This window comes from Pseudomonas sp. HC1(2025) (assembly GCF_058742075.1).
This window is the reverse complement of the sequence record NZ_CP196017.1, coordinates 3,050,325-3,071,348: the sequence shown is the minus strand read 5'-3', so window position 1 is coordinate 3,071,348 and position 21,024 is coordinate 3,050,325. Positions and strand designations below refer to the sequence as shown.

Sequence of the window (21,024 nt, the reverse complement as noted above, 5' to 3'; positions counted from 1 at the left end):
GGTTTTTACGCATAGAAAGGAGCAGCGCAGGCTAACAAGGGCGGTGCAGGCAAACTGCGCAAGCTTTGCTAAACCTTGTAAAAAACTGTTGGACCAGGGTGCAAGGTGTCTGTCCATGGAGCGCTTGGGTTATAGAGCGTGCTAATATCCCGGCCCTTGAAATACACACACCGTTGAGAGCTGAACCCTGATGGCCATCCGATCCGTTGTACTCGATACCGAAACCACCGGCATGCCGGTGACCGATGGCCACCGGATCATCGAAATCGGCTGTGTCGAACTGATGGGTCGCCGCCTCACGGGCCGGCATTTCCACGTGTACCTGCAACCGGACCGGGAAAGTGACGAAGGCGCCATTGGCGTCCACGGCATCACCAACGAATTTTTGGTGGGCAAGCCGCGCTTTGCGGAAGTCGCCGATGAGTTTTTCGAGTTCATCAATGGCGCGCAGTTGATCATCCATAACGCGGCGTTCGACGTTGGTTTCATCAACAACGAATTCGCCCTGATGGGCCAGACGGATCGGGCCGACATCACCCGTCATTGCTCGATCCTCGACACCTTGATGATGGCCCGTGAGCGCCACCCGGGCCAGCGCAACAGCCTCGATGCCTTGTGCAAACGCTATGGCGTCGACAACTCTGGCCGTGAACTGCACGGCGCCTTGCTCGACTCCGAGATCCTTGCGGACGTCTACCTGACCATGACCGGCGGGCAGACCAGCCTGTCCCTGGCCGGCAACGCCTCCGACGGTAACGGTTCGGCCGAGGGTTCGGGCAACCGGCCTTCGGAAATCCGCCGTCTGCCGGCAGATCGAAAGCCCACCACCATCATCCGTGCCAGCGAGCAGGACATGGCCGAGCACGCGGCACGCCTGGAAGCCATCGCCAAATCGGCGGGTGCGCCAGCCTTGTGGACCCAGTTGACCCAACACTGAGTCGGGCTCATCACGGCCTGAAAGTGTGGGAGCGGGCAAGCCCGCTCCTACAAAAACCTTATCTCCATTCGCCACATTCGCTCCCAGCTTCTACCCTGAGTACATCGCCCTCAGGACGCCAAGCCCTCATGTACAAAGACCTGAAGTTCCCGATCCTGATCGTGCACCGCGACATCAAGGCCGACACCGTCGCCGGTGATCGGGTCCGGGGTATCGCCCGGGAGTTGGAGCAAGAGGGTTTCAGCATCTTTTCCGCTGTGGACTACGCCGAAGGCCGGCTGGTGGCCTCGACCCATCATGGCCTGGCGTGCATGCTGATCGCCGCTGAAGGCGCCGGGGAAAATACCCATCTGCTGCAAAATATGGTGGAGCTGATCCGGCTGGCACGCCTGCGTGCGCCCAACCTGCCGATCTTTGCCCTGGGCGAGCAAGTCACCCTGGAAAACGCCCCGGCCGATGCCATGAGCGAGCTCAACCAACTGCGCGGCATTCTCTACCTGTTCGAAGACACGGTGCCGTTCCTTGCCCGGCAGGTGGCCCGTGCGGCGCGCACTTACCTCGATGGCCTGTTGCCGCCATTCTTCAAGGCCCTGGTGCAACACACAGCCGACTCCAATTACTCCTGGCATACCCCCGGCCACGGTGGCGGCGTGGCCTATCGCAAAAGCCCGGTGGGGCAGGCGTTTCATCAGTTCTTTGGGGAAAATACCCTGCGTTCGGACCTGTCGGTGTCAGTGCCGGAACTGGGCTCGCTACTGGATCACACCGGGCCCCTGGCAGAAGCCGAAGCCCGCGCGGCGCGCAACTTTGGCGCCGACCACACATTCTTTGTGATCAACGGCACCTCCACCGCCAACAAGATCGTCTGGCACTCCATGGTCGGGCGCGATGACCTGGTGCTGGTGGACCGCAATTGCCATAAGTCGGTGCTGCATTCGATCATCATGACCGGCGCGATCCCCCTGTACTTGTGCCCGGAGCGCAATGAACTGGGGATTATCGGTCCGATCCCGCTGACCGAGTTCAGCCGCGAATCGATTCGCGCAAAGATCGAGGCCAGCCCCTTGACCCGCGGTCGCGAGCCCAAGGTCAAGCTGGCGGTGGTGACCAACTCGACCTACGACGGCCTGTGTTACAACGCCGAGTTGATCAAGCAGCAATTGGGCAACAGCGTCGAAGTCCTGCACTTTGACGAGGCCTGGTACGCCTACGCGGCCTTCCACGAGTTTTTCGCCGGGCGCTATGGCATGGGTACCTCGCGCACGCCCGATAGCCCGCTGGTGTTCACCACGCACTCGACCCACAAGTTGCTGGCGGCGTTCAGCCAGGCGTCGATGATCCATGTGCAGGACGGCGGGGCGCGGCAATTGGATCGTGATCGTTTCAATGAGGCGTTCATGATGCATATCTCTACCTCGCCGCAGTACAGCATCATCGCCTCGCTGGATGTGGCGTCGGCCATGATGGAAGGGCCCGCCGGGCGTTCGCTGCTTCAGGAAATGTTCGATGAGGCCCTGAGCTTTCGCCGGGCCCTGGCCAATTTGCGCCAGCACATCGCCGCCGATGATTGGTGGTTTTCCATCTGGCAACCGCCCTCGGTGGCCGGTATCGACCGGGTCGCGACCGCTGACTGGTTGTTGCAGCCGGAGGCCGACTGGCATGGCTTTGGGGATATCGCCGAAGACTATGTGTTGCTCGACCCGATCAAGGTCACCCTGGTCATGCCCGGCTTGACGGCGGGTGGCGCCTTGAGTGACTGCGGCATTCCGGCAGCGGTAGTCAGTAAATTCCTCTGGGAGCGTGGCCTGGTGGTGGAAAAAACCGGGTTGTATTCGTTCCTGGTGTTGTTCTCCATGGGCATTACCAAAGGCAAGTGGAGTACCCTGCTCACCGAACTGCTGGAGTTCAAGCGCAGCTACGACGCCAATATCAGCCTGGCCAGTTGCCTGCCATCGGTGTTCCAGCAAGGCCCGGCACGCTATCAGGGCATGGGCTTGCAGGATTTGTGCGACCAATTGCACGGCTGCTATCGCAGCAACGCCACGGCCAAGCACCTCAAGCGCATGTACACGGTGTTACCGGAAATCGCCATGAAGCCGGCCGATGCCTATGACCAGTTGGTGCGCGGTGAAGTCGAGGCCGTGTCCATCGATGCCTTGCCAGGGCGTATCGCAGCCGTGATGCTGGTGCCTTATCCGCCAGGCATTCCGCTGATCATGCCGGGGGAGCGCTTTACCGAGTCGACGCGATCGATCATTGACTACCTGGCCTTTGCCCGGGAGTTCGATAGCAGTTTCCCAGGGTTTGTCGCCGATGTGCATGGCTTACAACACGAAGACGACGGCAACGGTCGTTGTTACACCGTCGATTGCATCAAGTGTTAAGGATGGTTATGCAAGCTGTAATGAATCCGAAGTACCCGGGGCTCAGTGTACGAGTCGCCGACGAGGGATTTGACGCCTACGTATGGGGCAATGATTTCAGCTTCGAGGTGTGCGTGTATGGCACGCCCGAACTGGGCAAGCCTGTCGATCAGTGGGCGGTGGAGCAGATTTTGCCGTACCGCAAATGCTACGGCATCGACCCCGAGGAGTTCGCCAGCTACCGCAATGCCAGCGACAGCGCGGTATTCATGGCGTACCTGGATGATCGACCGGTGGGCCATATCGTCGTCAGTACCAATTGGAACGGTTATGCCCATGTCGATGAGTTGGCGGTGGTGCTCCCAGCCCGCCGGCATGGCGTGGCCAAGGCCCTGCTTGATGTGGCGCAGTTCTGGAGCCGCAAGAAAAACCTGCCGGGGATGATGCTGGAGACCCAGAACAATAACCTGGGAGCGTGCCGATTGTATGAACGCAGCGGCTACGTCATGGGCGGTATCGACCACCTGCGTTATCGCGGGATTGATCCACAGACGCGGGAAGTGGCGATTTTCTGGTATCGCTTGTTCAGCTGACACTCAAGACAGCAGGTCTTGGGCCTTCTGCGTGACAATCTCCAGCAATGCATTCAGCGCCGGGCTCGGGCTGCTGTCCCTGACCGTCAACCCATACAGGCTCACCAGGATCGGCGGTGACAGCGGGCAGGTATCCAGCCCCGCCTCCCGCGCGCCGCTGGCAGTGAACGGATCGACCACCGCCAGCCCTTCGCCGGCCTCGACCATGCTGCGCATCATCTGGTAGGTCTGCACCCGTGTCTGGATCACTGGCAACGGCCGCAGCGCTTGCAACTTACTGTCCAGCAACTGGCTCAGCGGGTCCTGGCCCTCCAGGCCGATCATCGACTGGCCGGCCAGTTCTTGCAGGGCGATGTATTTCTGCCGTGGCTTGAGCCAGCCATGGGGCGCCAGCAGTTGCAGCTTGCCTTGGGCCAGCACGGTGCTGGTGATTTGCGGGTGTTCGGGGTCATGCAGGCTCAGGCCCAGGTCGGCCTCATGCAGCAACAGGCTCTTGACGATGTCACGGGTCGGTTGGCTGGAAAGGTTGCAGGGCGTGTCCTGGAAACGGCGGCGCAACAACGCGATGCTTTGCGGCAGCAGTTGGTTGGCCAAGGGCGGCGTACACAGCGTGCGCAACGGCGGGGCGTGATGGTGCTTGAGGCTGCTGGCCAGGCGCTGGATCGGTTCCAGGGCCTCGTAGAGGTGGGCGATCTGTGCCTGCATGGCCAGGGTTTCACGGGTGGCCTGCAACCGTCCGCGGACGCTGGCGAACAGCATGAAGCCCAGTTGCTGTTCAGCGTCCTTGAGGGTGGCGTCCACATCGGACACAGCCAATTGCAACCATTCGGCGGCGGTGCCGAGGTGTCCGGTCTGCAAAATGGCTTGAATCACTTCGATATGACGTAAACGCATGCATGAAGTCCATGTTCAGCAGGTAAGGGATTCACCGGGTGAATCCTAACCCAACTCCGTTCATATGACTTCTGCCTGGAGGCACAGCCTTATCAAACAGGCGTGTTTTCGGGTTCGCGGGTCAGGGAGATCTGCGACTGAACCAGGACGAAGGTGTTGTCATCAACTTTGTTGACCCGGTCACCAATCGCCAGTTTGTAGGAGATTACAGGTTCTGAACCACCGTCCGACGGAGTGGAGTCCTGGAATTCATGCACGGAATAAACGCGGCCTTCCGCGTCACGAGCATGGAATTGTCCGACAAGTACTGCTGCCATCTGTTTAGAACCTCTGGAGAAAACACCGATTTGCGGTTCTGTAGACCGTCTTTAACGCGGGTAGTTTACCTACATAGAAAAAATACTATTCGTTGATATTCCGCTTATTTTTCCTACAAACAAAAACATCCGCCGATTGGCTACTACCTGCTGGTGATCGCCCGGCGAAGGCTCTATAACTACAAATTCCCTTAGTCAGATGTCAGGAAAGCCCCATGAGCAAGGTCTACACGATTGCCGTACTGGTCGGCAGCTTGAGAAAAGAGTCGATCAACCGCAAGGTCGCCCAGGCATTGGCGCAGTTGGCGCCGGCCAACCTCAAGCTCAGCATCGTCGAACTTGGCGAATTGCCGCTCTACAACGAAGACCTTGATAGCGCAACGCCGCCTGCGACCTACACCACGTTCCGCCAGCAGGTGGCGGCGGCCGATGGGGTGCTGTTCGTCACTCCTGAATACAACCGTTCGGTGCCGGCGGCCTTGAAAAATGCCATTGATGTAGGCTCGCGCCCATACGGCAAGAGCGTCTGGAGCGGCAAGCCAGGTGCGGTCATCAGCGTTTCGCCGGGGGCGATTGGTGGCTTTGGTGCCAACCATCATTTGCGCCAGTCCCTGGTGTTTCTGGATGTGCCGTGCATGCAGCAGCCGGAAGCCTACCTGGGTGGCGCGGGCAGTGCGTTTGATGAGTCGGGCAAGCTGTCGGAGAAAACCCAGCCGTTCCTGCAGGCGTTCATCGATGCCTACGGTCGCTGGGTCGCCAAGCAGAAGGGCTGAGCAGATCTGCCCGTTGCCTGCTAGGCCGGTTTCGCCCTCGCGCCCATGGCCCTTGCGCCGCGCATAAAAAAGCCCCGAAACCTGCGAGCCAGGTTTCGGGGCTTTTTGTTTCGCATCAGGGTCTAGCGACGACGGAATAGCGGCAACGGTTCATCCGTAGCCGCCTGGTACGTCACCGAGAAGTCCTTGAGGCTTTCCAGCGCTTCATACGGGTCTTTGTCGGCGCGCAAGGCGTAGGCGTCAAACCCGCAGCGGTGCAGGTAGAACAGCTGGTCGCGCAGCACATCGCCAATCGCCCGTAGTTCGCCCTTGTAGCCATAACGGTCACGCAGCAGGCGCGCGTTGGAGTAGTTGCGCCCGTCGGTGAAGGCCGGGAAGTTCAGGGCGATGACCTGGAAGTGTTCCACGTCGGCGCCAATCTCTTCGGCTTCTTCATCGGCGTCCAGCCACACGCCCAGGCCACCATCACGGGCCTTGAGGGCGTGCCCGTGTTCACGCCACAAGGCCAGCGGCACGATCAGGTCGTCACAGTTGGAGATGCCATCGAACGACGCATCCTTGGGCAGCAGGTGCCAGGTTTCGTCGACGACTTGGTTGTTCTTAATGATTCGCTGCATAGACGCGCTCCTTGAACAGGTCAATGCCGATGCGCTGGTAGGTATCGATGAAGCGCTCATCTTCGGTGCGCTGCTCGACGTAGACGTCGATCAGCTTGCCGATCACCTCGGGCATGGCTTCCTGGGCGAAGGATGGGCCGAGGATCTTGCCCAGGCTCGCATCGCGGCTGGCGCTGCCACCCAGGGACACTTGGTAGAATTCTTCGCCTTTCTTGTCCACCCCGAGGATGCCGATGTGGCCAACGTGGTGGTGGCCACAGGCGTTCATGCAGCCGGAGATGTTCAAGTCCAGCTCGCCAATGTCGAACAGGTAGTCCAGGTCGTCGAAACGGCGCTGGATCGATTCGGCAATGGGAATTGACTTGGCGTTGGCCAGGGAGCAGAAGTCGCCACCCGGGCAGCAGATGATATCGGTCAGCAGGCCGATGTTCGGCGTGGCGAAACCACCTTCGCGCAGCTCGCCCCATAGGGTGAACAATTGGCTCTGTTCAACGTCCGCAAGGATGATGTTCTGCTCGTGGGAGGTGCGCAGTTGGCCAAAGCTGTAGCGGTCGGCCAGGTCAGCAACGGCGTCCAGTTGCTTGTCGGTGATATCGCCAGGCGCTACCCCGGTCGGTTTGAGCGACAGGGTCACTGCGACATACCCCGGCTGCTTGTGCGCCAGGGTGTTGCGCGTGCGCCAGCGGGCAAAGCCTGGGTGCTGCTGGTCGAGCGCCGCCAGTTCGGCAGCCTGGTTGCCCAGGGCCTTGTAGTCCGGATCGACGAAGTGCTTGGCCACCCGATGCACTTCGGCGTCGGTCAGAGTGGTCTGGCCGCCGCGCAGGTGTTCCATCTCGGCGTCGACCTTCTGGGCAAATACCTCGGGGGTGAGGGCCTTGACCAGGATCTTGATGCGCGCCTTGTACTTGTTGTCACGGCGGCCATAGCGGTTGTACACACGCAGGATGGCGTCGAGGTAGCTCAACAGGTCTTGCCAAGGCAAAAATTCATTGATGAACGCGCCGACCACCGGGGTGCGCCCCAGGCCGCCGCCCACCAGGACGCGGAAGCCCAGTTCGCCTGCGGCGTTGTACACCGGCTCCAGGCCGATGTCGTGGACTTCGATCGCGGCGCGGTCAGACGTCGAGCCATTGATGGCGATCTTGAATTTACGCGGCAGGTAGGCAAATTCCGGGTGGAACGTGGTCCACTGACGAACAATCTCGCACCAAGGGCGCGGGTCGATCACTTCATCGGCGGCCACGCCAGCGAACTGGTCGGTGGTCACGTTGCGCAGGCAGTTACCGCTGGTCTGAATGGCGTGCATCTGCACGGTGGCCAGTTCAGCCAGGATGTCCGGCACGTCTTCCAGGGCCGGCCAGTTGAACTGCACGTTCTGGCGGGTGCTGATATGGGCGTAGCCCTTGTCGAAGTCACGGGCGATCTTGGCCATCATGCGCGTCTGGCGCGAAGTCAGTTGGCCGTAAGGCACGGCCACCCGCAGCATCGGCGCAAAGCGCTGAACGTAAAGGCCATTTTGCAGGCGCAGAGGGCGGAACTCTTCTTCGCTCAGTTCACCTGCCAGATAGCGTCGGGTCTGATCACGGAACTGCTTGACGCGGTCCTCGATGATGCGCTGATCGTATTCGTCGTATACGTACATATAGGTCCTGTTCTCGGCAAATCTGCGCGCACGGCCGCGCACTCCCAACGGAGCCGGCGCACGATACCAGCTTGCGTTTATGCGCAAAAGTGATGTTTTAGTATATGCAAAGAACCAAATCGACTAATGAGAACGGTTATCGCGATACCCACATTTGTCATGCGGGCAATCATCGACTTTACTGTGGACGAGTCTTAATGCAATCAGCCATAAAACCGACAAGAGGCGATGCGATGAGCAATCCAACCAAAGCCCGTAAACCCGACAGTACCGTGGACGCCTGGGCGATTCTGTTCCTGATTATCCTGGTGGTTTCCACCGCCGTGTTCTGGGTCAGCCATCAGTAAAGGGAACTGATCGCCACCAAACTGTCCGATCTGCCGTTAAATAGCCAAGATCAAAAGGCTTATTGCCACTATTATGATCTGTCAATTTCCGGGGTTCGGGCAGTAATGTTGAAGGTTCTCTGCGGGTGCTTGTGGTGGGTGGGGATGGCGTTCGGGACGATGGCCCATGCAACGGCGGTGGTGTTTCTCAACCCAGGTCTGTCTACTGAAACCTTCTGGATCAGCTATGCGCAATTCATGCAGGCCGCGGCCAAGGACCTCGGCCTGGATTTACGCGTGCGTTATTCCGAGCGTGATCCGCAAAACACCTTGCTGCAGGCCCGCGAAGCATTGCAGGGCCCGCAGCGCCCGGATTACCTGGTGCTGGTCAACGAGCAGTACATCGCCCCGCAGATCCTGCGCATGGCCCAGGGTAGCCAGGTCAAGCTACTGTTGGTCAATAACGCCCTGACCCCGAACCAGATGCAACTGCTGGACGCCGGGAAGTACCCGAACTGGATGGGCAGCCTCACGACCAACGACGAGGAGGGCGGGTACCTGATGCTCAAGGAGCTGCTGCGTCAACATGGCCCTGTGCCGTCCGGTGGCACCCTTGAGTTGCTGGCGTTTTCCGGCGCCAAGTACACACCGACCTCTCAGGCGCGCGAGCAGGGCTTGCAGCGGGCCTTGCGCGAACACCCCGAAGTGCATCTGCGCCAGTTGGTGTATGGCGAATGGAGCCGCCAGCGCGCATTCGAGCAGGCGACCCAGATGTTCAAGCGCTACCCCCGGGCTACCCTGGTCTGGTCGGCCAATGATGAAATGGCCCTCGGCGCCATGCAGGCCTTGAATGGCAGTGGCCGTGCACCCGGCAAGGACGTGTTGTTCAGCGCGATCAACAGCTCTCCCGATGTCCTCCAGGCGCGGCTGCAAGGGCGGATCAGTGCGCTGGTGGCCGGGCACTTTACGGTCGGTGGCTGGGCCATGGTGCTGCTGCACGACGATGCCGTGGGCGTGGACATCCAAAGCCATGGCGGGCGCGAGCGCCAGGTGAAACTGTTCCAACTGATTGACGGGCCACAGGCCCAGCGCTTGCTGGACCTGCGTAACCACGAGGGCGACGGTGTGGATTTTCGTGCACTGTCGGCCCAGGGCAAGCCTGCGGCCTACCAATACCCCTTCAGCATGCAGTTGCTGTTGAAGTGACCGGGCCTAGACCCCGGCCAGATGCAGCACCAGCTTGACGATGGCAAAGAGCGCCAGGGCAAATACGGCGGTAAACAAAATGCCCAGCACGACAAAATGGCTGGGCTTGCCATGGGTAAAATCCCGCGCGCGGTTCTTCCCGCTCTGCACGCCAAATGCAGCAGCCATCACGCTATGAAGCATCTGCCAGAAGGTCGGCGGTTTGTTGTTCGGGTCGTCCATGAGTCCTCCTGCGAGGTCTGGGGGGAGTTGCTGCTCCCAACAGGATAGACGTAGTTACCGCGATTGGCCGTGACCCCCATGGTGTGCTGGGCCTCCTTTTCCCGGAGCCGCATCATGACCGACTTGCCCCCATTGCCGGCAACGCCCAGCATCCATCGCCCGTTATTGATCAGCGCCACGCCGCAATGGTTGATCGATAGCACAACCTCACGCCGCATGGCCCTCAAGCACAACCACAGCCCGCTGCCGCCAGCCTATTGGCATGCGACACCCGAGCAGCGCGAGCTATTGCACGACTGTTTTATCGCAAGTTTTACCGCCCAGACGGCTCTGGACCAAAGCCTGTCTGCCTTGCAGGACATCGACACGTTTGCCAGGCCGCTGCTGCTCCAGGCGCTCAAGGAGCAGTACGACGTTACCTTGGCCCCCCACGTCGCCACTTGGCTGAGCCTGCGAAAGGCCCTGCACATCACCGATCTGAACCTTGAAGCGCGAACCTACGACTTTTTGCAGCTGGAGCTGCTGCAGGCAGCGCTGCACAACTTCGAAGAGTCCGAGTCCGCAGAGGGGGCCTTTCACTCATCGTCGGGTTTTCGCTGGCAGGTGTCATCGCCTGGCGCCGCCGTCGCCCCGTTGCTGCCGGTCCGATTGGGGAGCCTCACGGTCTATCAGTTCATAGGGCTGTGCCGCCGCCTTGATCTGGGCGGGCAGTACCAGGCCTATCTCGCGGACTTTTTTTCCACCCACGAAACCACCCTGCGCCAACAATTCATTGCCAGCCAAAAGGCCGCGATGCGGGCGGCGGCCGAGTTGGCCCTGTTGCACGAGGACATTACCCAAGACGATTACCGCATGGTGCTATCGTTGATCGCCGGCGAACGCGCGCCGCAGATGGGGGGGCAACCGGTATGGCTCTGCGACCTGGGCTTGATGAAGTTGCGCATGACCGGTTGCGTGCTGTTTCTGGCCTTCGATGATGAGCATGTCGATTCGCCAATCCTGTATATCCCCCAGGACCCATACCAGCCTCTTAAGCGCTATACCAATCATGCGCAACTGCTGGCGACCTTGAAGCAACGCTTCAGCACGCCAGGCTCAGCCTCGACCCGTGTGGAGCGCCCCACGGCCTATCAGGCTTTTTTCAGTCAGTTCGTCGAGTATGCCGAGCGCCCGCATTACTTCAGTCAGTTCACCGAGGATGCGCCAGACGCCACCCTGCGCGAGAAAATCGGCACGAACTTCCCCGGCATCGGCCAGTTCTATGAACTGCTCAGCCAGGTAACCCCGTTCAAACTGAAAAATTTTCCGCCCTTGCCCCTGGCCCCGCAGGTGCCCAACCCGGCCCCCTATTTGGCGCCCGTGGCGCTGGCTTTCAAAAACCAGGTATTTGGTAGCGACAAAGTCGACCTGTGGACCTACCTGTATGAGCGGCACCAGGACAAGTGCCTCGCCGATGCCGCCGGCCATGCCGTGCCCACCGCAGATGTCGACGCCGGGGTGCGAACGCGCAAACTGGCCATGCTGCTCAACATCGGGATGTTCGGCTTGAGTGCGCTGGTGGGGTTTGTGCCAGTGCTAGGGGAGCTGATGATGGCCGTGATGGCTGAGCAGTTGTTGAAAGAGGTGTTCGAGGCTTCGCAGCAGTGGGCCGAGGGCGATCGCAGGGCGGCCAGGGCGCACTTGATCGACCTGGCGCAAAACCTTGCGTTGCTTGGCGTGACTGCGGTGGGCGGCAAGGCCCTGAGCGCGTTGAGGCATGAGCCGGTTATCGAAGGCCTGGTCCCGGTGAAGCTACCGGATGGCCGGGTCCGCTTATGGAAGCCCGACCTGGGCGCGTACCCAAGTGAAGCCGCCCTGGCGCCCGGCAGTCAGGCCAATGCCCTGGGGCAGTACGAGGTCGATGGCAAACTCCATGTGCAGATCGATAACGTGCTCTACGAAAAGACCTTTGACCCGCAGCTCAAGCAATGGCGGATAAAACACCCGCGCGATCCGCTGGCGTACCAGCCGCTCCTCGAACACAACGGGGCCGGGGCGTGGCGGCATAGCCATGAGCGCCCCCTGACCTGGGACCGCCTGACCCTGCTGCGGCGATTGGGGCCGATTACCGAGGGTTTCACGGATGAAACCTTGAGGGTGGTTGGCAACGTCAGCGGTGTGCACGACGATCTGCTGCGCAAAGTGCATCTGGACGGTTTGCCGGTGCCCGCCGTGCTGGCCGATACCCTGGAGCGGTTCAGGGCCGACCAGGACGTTGGCGAGTTGATCGAGCGCCTGCGCCGCGGTACCGGCCTGCAGGACCGCCATGAGTATGCCTTGCCCCTCACCGTGGAAATGCCCGGCTGGCCTCCCGGGCGGGTGCTGGAGGTATTTGAGGCAGTCGCCATCGTTGAGCGCAGCCAGCCGGTATCGACCAGGCTGGGCGAGGAGCAGGCCTGGCGCCTGTTGGGCACGCCACAGCGTGGTGACCCACTTGGGGTGCCCGTGACTGATGAGTGGGACGGCGCGCGCCTGGAGCCGACAGGGCGCTCGGTTTGCTATGGCAGCCCGTTGTCGTTGGACGATAGTCGTCCGACCCTGAAAATCAGCCGCGCCGATGTGCAGCAAGGCAGGCTCGCCCAGGTGGTTCTGAGCGGCCTTGACGAGCAGGAAATCACCGCTTTGCTGGGCAGCGGCAAGCCCAGGGAACAAGCCTTCAATGAGCGCCTGGCGGACTATGCCCTGCAACGGCAGACGGCGCTGTTCGACGCCCGGCTACAGGGGAATGGCGCGCCCATGAGCGACAGCAGGCTACTGCAGCGACGGTTTCCCGCGCTGTCCAGGCGTGCTCTCGACGAGTTGCTCAACCGCGCCAGTCCACAGGAATTCAGGCGCCTGCAAGACAGTGGGCATGTCAGCGCGCGGCTCGACCACCAGGCCCGTATCAGTTTGCAGCAGGCGCGCTTGAGCCGGGCGCTCAGCGGACTGCACCGTGACCGGCTGGCCAATGCCGACAGTGACCGACTCGCCTTGCAGGGCCTCGCGCGCCTGCCCGGATGGCCCCCAGGTGTGCGCCTTGAGATGCGTCTGGAGGGCATTCACGGCCCTTTACTGGACAGCATTGGCCCGGAGCACGCTGTTGTGCGCCGATACCTGGTCAGCAGCGGCGAGGGCTTCCAGGCCTTTGATGCAGGCGGCCGCGCACTCAATAGCGCGCCTGCCCATGGACGCAATCTTTTCCAGTCGATCATCGACGCGCTGCCCGATGAGGCGTGCAGGTCGTTGGGGCTGACCGGCCAGGCCGCAGATTTGCAGCAGGTGCTGGCGACCTATGCCAGTGGGCAGCGCGAGCTCATCGCCCGGGAGATCCTCAAGCTGCGCACGCCGCGCTCTAGGCCTGCCTGGCGCCTGTCGAGCGGGCGCCTGGGGTATGAACTGTCGGGAAGGGGCGGGCTGTTCGCCATGGACGACGCGTTGATCGCCCATGCCCGTAGCGTGTATCCGAATATCAGCGAGTCCGAGGCTCAGGCGCTGATAGCTGCGCGCCGACGCGACGGCGAGAGCAATGCGCAAATCTGGCGGTTGTTTGCCAACCGCCAGCGCGAATTGACGGCCTTGCGCGCGACCCTTGAGCAATGGGCGGGGGCATATGAGAGTCGCCAGCGCACGGTTGACGACCTCATCGATTGCTGGCGCCAGGGCTTTGATCGGGACAGTCCGGCCGATAGTACTCTGAGTCTACGAGGGGAGCAGGCGCTGCCCGAGTGGCACGCCGACTTTTCCCATGTCCGCACCCTGAACCTCACCGGGAGCAGATTTCTTGCCCAGGAATCCAGCCGCTTACTGCGGCCGTTTCCCAACGTGCGGCATTTGCAACTGGATGTGCGTCCCGAGCACCTCGACGCGCTGACAGAGCATTTGGCGAGTGCTCCCGGCATCACCCAACTGTCGCTTAGCGGCCCGTCGCTCACTTATTCAGCACAAGTGCTGCGCCCGCTTGAACGCATGCCTGAACTGCGCCAGTTATCCCTGGCCGGCAACCTGCAAACCCTGGATGTCCGCGGGTTGAGCGCGTTGCGCCGTTTAACCGTGTCCGGGCTCTTGGAAACCTGGCCGCAAGGCTGTCTGGAACTTGAGCACATGGAGTTTCTGGATGTGGCCCAGACTCCGTTGCGCTCCTTGCCTGCGCCACTGTTTACCGGGCATCAACGCTTGTGGCGCGGCCTGCATATGAACTGGTCGGCCTTTGAGCCTGAGGAGTTCATGCGGGTATATGCGTACCTGCATGACAACCCGGCCCATCTGGTCGAAGAGCTGCGGCTGGTCCAGGCCTACTGCGAAGGCGCCCTGGGCAGCCTGCAGTCCGGTGGCCCGGGTTTTGTCGAGCGTGTCTTGGCCAGTTTCAAAACGCGCGGGCTGACTTCCCGCCAGCGTCTGGAGAGCGTCAACAGTGTGCGCGAAGAACACCGCCAGTTGGTCGATGACCTTGAGCAATGGTCTGATCGCGATTCAAACATTGGCAGGGTTGAGGTCGAGCGGCAGGTGGCGTCGCAAAAACTCCTTGATTGCTGGCTCGAAGGCCTGGAGCCGCGCATTGTTGGCGAGGGCCAGCCACCTGCTGGTGCCGCGATGCTGGACCTGTCAGGCGCCAACCTGATTGATTTGCCTAAGTTGCCCGCCGTGGGGTTTACCCATGTGCGCAGCCTGAACCTGAGTGACATAGGCGTGTCGCTGGAAGGCATCAATACCTGGCTTGGCCACTTCCCCCAACTCGACAGCCTGGGCCTGGCCCGCAACAATCTGACCGATCTGCCCTCGGCACTGGGCCAATGCCCTTCATTGCGCCATCTGGACCTGTCCCATAACTGGCTGGTCATCACGGCCCCGATCCAGGCGGGGTTGAGCCGGTTGACCGGCCTGGTATCGCTGCGACTGCCCTACAACCCCATCAGCCGCCTGGACGTGAGTGCGCTGCGCGAACTGCGCACCCTCGACCTTAGCCATAGCGCGCTCAGCGAGTGGCCCGAGGGTGTGCTTGCACTGCCGTTGCGCAGCCTGGACTTGAGCCACAGCGCCGTGACCTCGATCCCCGAGGCGGCGCTGCAAGGGCATGACTTCCTGCTGTCCAATACCGACTTGCGCGGCTGTCGCTTGAGTGCGACGGCCCGCGCAGAAGCCCGGGTGTTTGCGCGACGCTACGCCCGCGAGAATCCGGCCGCCCCGCTGGAAAGCCCCCTGGGCATCCCCCGCGAACTTCTGGCCCAGGGTATGACCGGGGGCGAGCCGGAGTATTTTTCCGAGGATGCGTTGCGCCGCCCCGATTTGCTGGCTGCGCTGCCGCCCACAACCGCCGAGCTGCTGCCCGCGGCGCGCCTGCAACGCCTGGACCCGGCACTGGACGCCACGCAAGCAGCGGCTTATATCGAAGAGTTACACGCCGACGGCTTGGAAACGGTGCAGATCCACGAGCGCCTGGCGCAATGGGAAGCGCAGTATGCGCAATGGGTGCCGCTGCTCAATGAGTGGATAGATGTGCATGGGTACCTGGACGGCGGCTGGATCAGCGCGTTGGACCGGCGGCGTGCAGCGGATCGGCTGCTGGAGAGCTGGCGCTACAGCCTGCGCGCCGGGTCTGTGGGGCCGGGAGTGAATGGGGTGGGGCGCCTGGATCTTTCCGGGCTGGCTATCGGCGATTTGCCGACGTTGCCTCAATATTTCGCCCACGTCAGCGAGCTGAGCCTGAACCGCGTGCGACTCACGGCCGAGGGCTCCAACGGCTTCCTGCGCGCCTTCAGCCATGTGCGCAGCTTGACGCTCAGCAACAATGGCTTGCGCGCGTTGCCCGAGGCACTCAGTGAGTTCCGCGCTCTGCGTCGGCTGGACCTGGGCCGCAATGAACTGCAGAACGCGGCGCAGTTGCAGGCCAATCTGGCGCAGATGCCCGAGCTCGAATGGCTGGACCTGGGTGACAATATTCTCAGTGAGCTGGACGTAAGCGGCCTGCTGCGGCTCGACAGCCTGTACCTGCAACGCAACTTGCTGGACGACTGGCCGATGACAGTGCTCGAGTTGCCACGCCTGCGCACCCTGGACCTGGGTGACAACTGGATCGAGACCCTGCCGGATGAGGCGTTCGAGCCGCAACGTAATTTGTTGATGGCGGGGACCAACCTATCGGGCAACCGCCTGGACCAGCCAAGCTGTGAACGCTTGCAGGAGTATCTGGCCCAGACCGGCAACGGCCTGGGGTTTTCCACCGAGCAGCTTGAAGTCATGCTTCTGGAGTATTGGGAGCGCGACGAACAAGGGGCTTTTGACTCACCTGACTACTCGCTGAACCACCCGGATATCGAAACGGCCCCGGTGCAAAAAGCCCAATGGTTTACTGACGTGCCAGCACACTCGTCAAAACACCGGATCTGGGACGAACTCAGGGCCCAGGAAGGCAGCGTCGATTTTTTCTTCACCCTCTCGCAACTGCGCAATACCGAGGACTTCCTGGAGGCGCGTGCCGAACTGACACAGCGCGTGTGGAAGGTACTGGAAGCCATCAGCCAAAACCCGGCCATGCGCCGCGACCTGTTTGCCCGGGCGACGGCGATGATGCCGGACGTCACCTGCGGCGATGGGCGGATCCTGATGTTCAATGCCCTGGAAACCCGGGTCCTGGAGTTTGATGCGCTAAAAATCGCCGAGCGTGGGCAGGACGGTGCCACGCTGCTGAAATTCGCCCGTAGCATGCTCCGCCTGGAGGCCGTGGAAGGCATCGCCAAGGCTACTGTCGAGAGCCGTCCGGATATCGACCCGGCAGAGGTCCGCCTGGCGTTGCGCATTGGGCTGGCGGCGCGCCTGGAACTGCCCCGGCAACCCGCCGGCATGCTGTACAGCGAATTGTCGCAGGTGACGCCGGCCGACCTGGATCGTGCCTATGGGACGATTGTGCAAGGCGAAAGCGCAGTGGGCTATGAAGAAAGGCTGGTGGGCCTTGAGTATTGGCGCAACTATCTGAAGAAAAAATACGCCACGAACTTCGCAGCCCTGGCCCGCGAGCTGGAGCACAAGACCGACGCGCTGGATGCGCGCTACCCTGACAATGGTGCGGATTACCTGCGCGACTATGCCGTGCTGGGCACCTGGATCAAGGAGCAGCGCGCGGCGCTGGCGATCCGCCTTACCCAGCAGGAGCGCGCAGCACTCAACCTATAAGCACAGCCGCATGCCGCTCTACTGTAGGCGCGAACTTGCTCGTGAAAAACCCAAGGGCGCCGCGTCGCCCTTGTCAGCTCGCTTCTATAAAAAGCCGGTCAGTTGTCGTAACCCAGGTTCGGTGCCAGCCAGCGCTCGGTCACGGCCAGGTCCTGGTCTTTACGGGCGGTGTAGCTCGTCACCTGGTCCTTGTCGATCTTGCCCACGGCAAAGTACTGCGCCTGCGGGTGGGCGAAGTACCAGCCGCTGACCGCCGCCGCCGGGAACATCGCGTAGTGCTCGGTGAGGAACACGCCGCTGCGGCCCGCGTGCATCTCGCGGGCCTGGGGGTCGAGCAGTTGGAACAGCTGGGCCTTCTCGGTGTGATCCGGGCACGCCGGGTAGCCGGGGGCAGGGCGGATACCGCTGTACTGCTCCTTGATCAGCGCTTCGTTGTCCAGCTCTTCATCCTTGGCATAGCCCCAGTAGTCTTTACGCACTTGCTGGTGCAGCCATTCGGCGCAGGCCTCGGCCAGGCGGTCGGCCAGGGCCTTGACCATGATCGAGTTGTAGTCGTCGCCCGCATCCTGGTAGGCCTTGGCCACTTCCTCGGCGCCGATGCCGGCGGTGGTGATAAAGCCTCCGATGTAGTCGGTCACGCCGCTGTCCTTGGGCGCCACAAAGTCGGCCAGGGAGAAGTTCGGCTTGCCGTCAGTCTTGATGATCTGCTGGCGCAGGTGATGCAGCTTGGCAATCGGCTGGCCATCGTCGCCGTACAGCTCCAGGTCATCCTCCTGCACCTGGTTGGTCGGCCAGAAGCCGAACACCGCGCGGGCGCTGATGAGTTGTTCGTCGATCAGCTTCTTGAGCATTTCCTGGGCGTCGGCGTACAGCGCGGTGGCGGCTTCACCCACCACCTCATCGGTGAGGATGCGCGGGAACTTGCCGGCCAGGTCCCAGGAAATAAAGAACGGCGTCCAGTCGATGTATTCGGCCAGCACCTTGAGGTCGATATTGTCCAGCACCTTGGCCCCGGTAAACTTAGGCTTGACCGGGGTGTAGGTGCTCCAGTCGAACTGTGGCTTCTTGGCGATGGCCGCCGCGTAGCTCAGGCGTTCGGTGCGGGCGCTGCGGTTGGAGGTGCGCTCGCGCACGTCGATGTATTCCAGGCGGGTCTTCTCGACAAACCCGGCCTTCAGCTCCTTGGACAGCAACTGCGTGGCCACGCCCACCGCACGCGAGGCGTCGGTCACGTAGATCACCGCGTCATTGCTGTACTTGGGCTCGATTTTCACCGCCGTGTGGGCCTTGGAGGTGGTAGCGCCACCGATCATCAGCGGCAGGTGGAAGTCCTGGCGCTGCATCTCGCGGGCCACGTGCACCATTTCATCCAGGGACGGGGTAATCAGCCCGGACAGGCCGATAATGTCGCACTTCTGCTCCTTGGCCACCTGCAGGATCTTCTCGGCGGGCACCATCACGCCCAGGTCGACGATGTCGTAGCCGTTGCATCCGAGCACTACGCCGACAATGTTCTTGCCGATATCGTGTACGTCGCCCTTGACCGTCGCCATGAGGATCTTGCCCTTGGCTTCCGGCTTGTCGCCTTTTTCCAGTTCGATAAACGGGATCAAGTGCGCCACGGCCTGCTTCATCACCCGTGCTGACTTCACCACCTGGGGCAGGAACATTTTACCGGCGCCAAACAGGTCGCCGACGATGTTCATGCCGGACATCAGCGGGCCTTCGATCACCTCGATCGGGCGCGCGAACGATTGCCGGGATTCTTCGGTGTCTTCGACGATATGGGTGGTAATGCCCTTGACCAGCGCATGTTCCAGGCGCTTGTTGACTTCCCAGCCACGCCACTCCTCGGTCTCGGCTTCCTTGACGCTGCCGTCGCCCTTGTACTTGTCGGCGATGGCGAGGAGGGCGTCGGTGCCGTCCGGCGTGCGGTTGAGCACCACGTCTTCCACGGCGTCACGCAGCTCGGCCGGGATCTGGTCGTAGATCTCCAGTTGGCCGGCGTTGACGATGCCCATGGTCAGGCCGTTGCGGATCGCATACAGCAGGAACACCGAGTGGATCGCCTCGCGCACCGGGTTGTTGCCCCGGAACGAGAACGACACGTTGGACACACCACCGGAGGTCAGCGCATACGGCAGCTCGTCGCGGATGTAGGCACAGGCGTTGATAAAGTCGACGGCGTAGTTGTTGTGCTCTTCGATGCCGGTGGCCACGGCGAAGATGTTCGGGTCGAAGATGATGTCTTCGGGGGGGAAGCCCACTTCATTGACCAGAATGTCGTAGGAGCGCTTGCAGATCTCTTTCTTGCGCGCCTCGGTGTCGGCCTGGCCGGCTTCGTCGAACGCCATTACCACCACCGCCGCGCCGTAGCGCTTGCACAGCTTGGCGTGGTGGATGAACTGCTCGACGCCTTCCTTCATGCTGATGGAGTTGACGATGCCCTTGCCCTGGATGCACTTGAGGCCGGCTTCGATCACTTCCCACTTGGAGGAGTCGATCATGATCGGCACGCGGGAGATATCCGGCTCGCCGGCAATCAGATTGAGGAAGGTCACCATGGCCTTCTTCGAATCGAGCATGCCCTCGTCCATGTTGATGTCGATCACCTGGGCGCCGGCTTCCACTTGCTGCAGGGCGACTTCCAGGGCTTCGGTGTAGTTGTTCTCGCGGATCAGCCGGGCGAACTTGGCGGAACCGGTGATGTTCGTGCGTTCGCCGACGTTGACGAACAACGACTGGCGATCGATGGTGAACGGCTCCAGGCCCGACAGGCGGCAGGCCTTGGGAATGTCCGGGATCTGGCGCGGCGAGTAGCCGGCCACGGCCTTGGCGATGGCCTCGATATGCCCCGGCGTGGTGCCGCAGCAGCCGCCGACGATATTGAGGAAGCCGCTTTGGGCGAACTCTTCGATGACCTTGGCGGTTTGCGCTGGCAACTCGTCGTACTCGCCGAACTCGTTGGGCAGGCCGGCGTTGGGGTGCGCGGAAACGTAAGTGTTGGCCTTGTTCGACAGTTCTTCCAGGTATGGCCGCAACTCACTGGCACCCAGGGCACAGTTCAAACCCACGGAAATCGGCTTGGCGTGGCTGATGGAGTTCCAGAACGCTTCGGTGGTTTGGCCTGACAGGGTGCGCCCGGAGGCATCGGTGATGGTCCCGGAAATCATGATCGGCAACTCGACGCCGAGTTCTTCGTACACGCCTTGCACGGCGAAGATCGCGGCCTTGGCGTTGAGGGTGTCGAAGATGGTTTCGATGAGGATCATGTCCGCACCGCCTTCGATCAGGCCTTTGGTGGCTTCGGTGTAGTTCTCCACCAGTTCATCGAAGGTGACGTTGCGGTAGCCGGGGTTGTTCACGTCGGGCGACAGCGAGCAGGTGCGGCTGGTCGGGCCGAGTACGCCGGCGACGAAGCGCGGCTTGTCGGGGGTCTCGAGGGTCTTGGCGTCGGCGACCCGGCGGGCCAGGCGTGCGCCTTCCAGGTTCAACTCGTAGGCCAGGGCCTCCATGCCGTAGTCGGCCTGGGACACCTGGGTGGCGTTGAAGGTGTTGGTCTCGAGGATATCGGCACCGGCATCCAGGTACGCTTTCTCGATCCCGCCGATCACGTCCGGGCGGCTCAGGATCAGCAGGTCATTGTTGCCCTTGACGTCGCTGGGCCAGTCGGCGAAGCGTTTGCCACGGTAATCCTCTTCCTCCAGCTTGTAGCTCTGGATCATCGTGCCCATACCGCCATCGAGGATCAGGATGCGTTCCTTGAGGGCTTGGTGGAGGGCTTGCAGGCGAGTGCTACGATCGGACATGGGACTACTCTAATCAGGCATTACGGAGGGCGTGGATCATAGCAAACCTGTGCGCTTTTAGAGCCTGCCTGGGTTTTGCATGAATATCGCTCATGTTGATGGCGGGCCGACATCGGTAGAATCGCGGCAATTTTTCAGCG

Annotated in this window: 12 protein-coding genes; 6 read left to right on the top strand and 6 right to left on the bottom strand. The window is 61.6% G+C overall.

All coding sequences use genetic code 11. The annotated features are described in order from the left end of the window. Positions 1-196: 196 nt before the first annotated feature. The 3 genes from dnaQ (at position 197) to ACSSVH_RS13740 (ending at position 3,893) form a co-directional block, all read left to right on the top strand. Positions 197-937, top strand: coding sequence for a DNA polymerase III subunit epsilon (gene dnaQ, locus ACSSVH_RS13750; RefSeq protein WP_162947798.1), 741 nt, complete (start codon positions 197-199; stop codon positions 935-937). Positions 938-1,065: 128 nt separating this feature from the next. Beyond that, positions 1,066-3,321, top strand: a complete 2,256-nt coding sequence (locus tag ACSSVH_RS13745) for an Orn/Lys/Arg family decarboxylase (RefSeq protein ID WP_170041308.1) — start codon at positions 1,066-1,068, stop codon at positions 3,319-3,321. Between the two features lie 20 nt (positions 3,322-3,341). Then, positions 3,342-3,893: a GNAT family N-acetyltransferase gene (locus ACSSVH_RS13740; protein ID WP_169953322.1), complete on the top strand. Its 552-nt coding sequence runs from the start codon at positions 3,342-3,344 to the stop codon at positions 3,891-3,893. A gap of 3 nt (positions 3,894-3,896) precedes the next feature. Here ACSSVH_RS13740 and ACSSVH_RS13735 read toward each other — a convergent pair whose 3' ends face one another. After that, positions 3,897-4,787, bottom strand: coding sequence for a LysR substrate-binding domain-containing protein (locus ACSSVH_RS13735; protein WP_169953263.1), 891 nt, complete (start codon positions 4,785-4,787; stop codon positions 3,897-3,899). Positions 4,788-4,879: 92 nt separating this feature from the next. Then, positions 4,880-5,104, bottom strand: coding sequence for a hypothetical protein (locus ACSSVH_RS13730; RefSeq protein ID WP_170041309.1), 225 nt, complete (start codon positions 5,102-5,104; stop codon positions 4,880-4,882). Positions 5,105-5,319: 215 nt separating this feature from the next. On the opposite strand from ACSSVH_RS13730, the gene ACSSVH_RS13725 reads away from it, so the two are divergent. Then, positions 5,320-5,877 carry an NADPH-dependent FMN reductase gene (locus ACSSVH_RS13725; RefSeq protein WP_492633324.1) on the top strand — a complete coding sequence of 186 codons (558 nt, stop codon included), beginning with the start codon at positions 5,320-5,322 and terminating at the stop codon, positions 5,875-5,877. A gap of 122 nt (positions 5,878-5,999) precedes the next feature. Here the strand turns inward: ACSSVH_RS13725 and ACSSVH_RS13720 are convergent, their stop codons facing one another. Next, entirely contained in the window at positions 6,000-6,494 is a 495-nt protein-coding gene (locus tag ACSSVH_RS13720; RefSeq protein ID WP_169953269.1) for a DUF934 domain-containing protein, read from the bottom strand. Beyond that, on the bottom strand, positions 6,478-8,136 hold the full coding sequence (locus tag ACSSVH_RS13715; protein WP_170057256.1) for a nitrite/sulfite reductase: 1,659 nt from the start codon (positions 8,134-8,136) through the stop codon (positions 6,478-6,480). The genes ACSSVH_RS13720 and ACSSVH_RS13715 overlap by 17 nt, the downstream gene beginning before the upstream one ends. A gap of 452 nt (positions 8,137-8,588) precedes the next feature. Here ACSSVH_RS13715 and ACSSVH_RS13710 point away from each other — a divergent pair, with 452 nt between their 5' ends. Further along, positions 8,589-9,668, top strand: coding sequence for an ABC transporter substrate-binding protein (locus ACSSVH_RS13710; protein ID WP_492633323.1), 1,080 nt, complete (start codon positions 8,589-8,591; stop codon positions 9,666-9,668). A gap of 6 nt (positions 9,669-9,674) precedes the next feature. On the opposite strand, the gene ACSSVH_RS13705 is transcribed toward ACSSVH_RS13710, so the two are convergent. After that, positions 9,675-9,890, bottom strand: coding sequence for a DUF2970 domain-containing protein (locus ACSSVH_RS13705; RefSeq protein ID WP_169953275.1), 216 nt, complete (start codon positions 9,888-9,890; stop codon positions 9,675-9,677). A 114-nt stretch (positions 9,891-10,004) separates the two neighbouring features. On the opposite strand from ACSSVH_RS13705, the gene ACSSVH_RS13700 reads away from it, so the two are divergent. Further along, positions 10,005-17,075 (top strand): NEL-type E3 ubiquitin ligase domain-containing protein, encoded by a 7,071-nt coding sequence (locus ACSSVH_RS13700; RefSeq protein WP_492633322.1) that lies wholly within the window; start codon positions 10,005-10,007, stop codon positions 17,073-17,075. A gap of 98 nt (positions 17,076-17,173) precedes the next feature. On the opposite strand, the gene metH is transcribed toward ACSSVH_RS13700, so the two are convergent. Further along, complete coding sequence (gene metH / locus ACSSVH_RS13695) at positions 17,174-20,884, bottom strand: methionine synthase (RefSeq protein WP_492633321.1); 3,711 nt, start codon at positions 20,882-20,884, stop codon at positions 17,174-17,176. Positions 20,885-21,024: the final 140 nt, after the last annotated feature.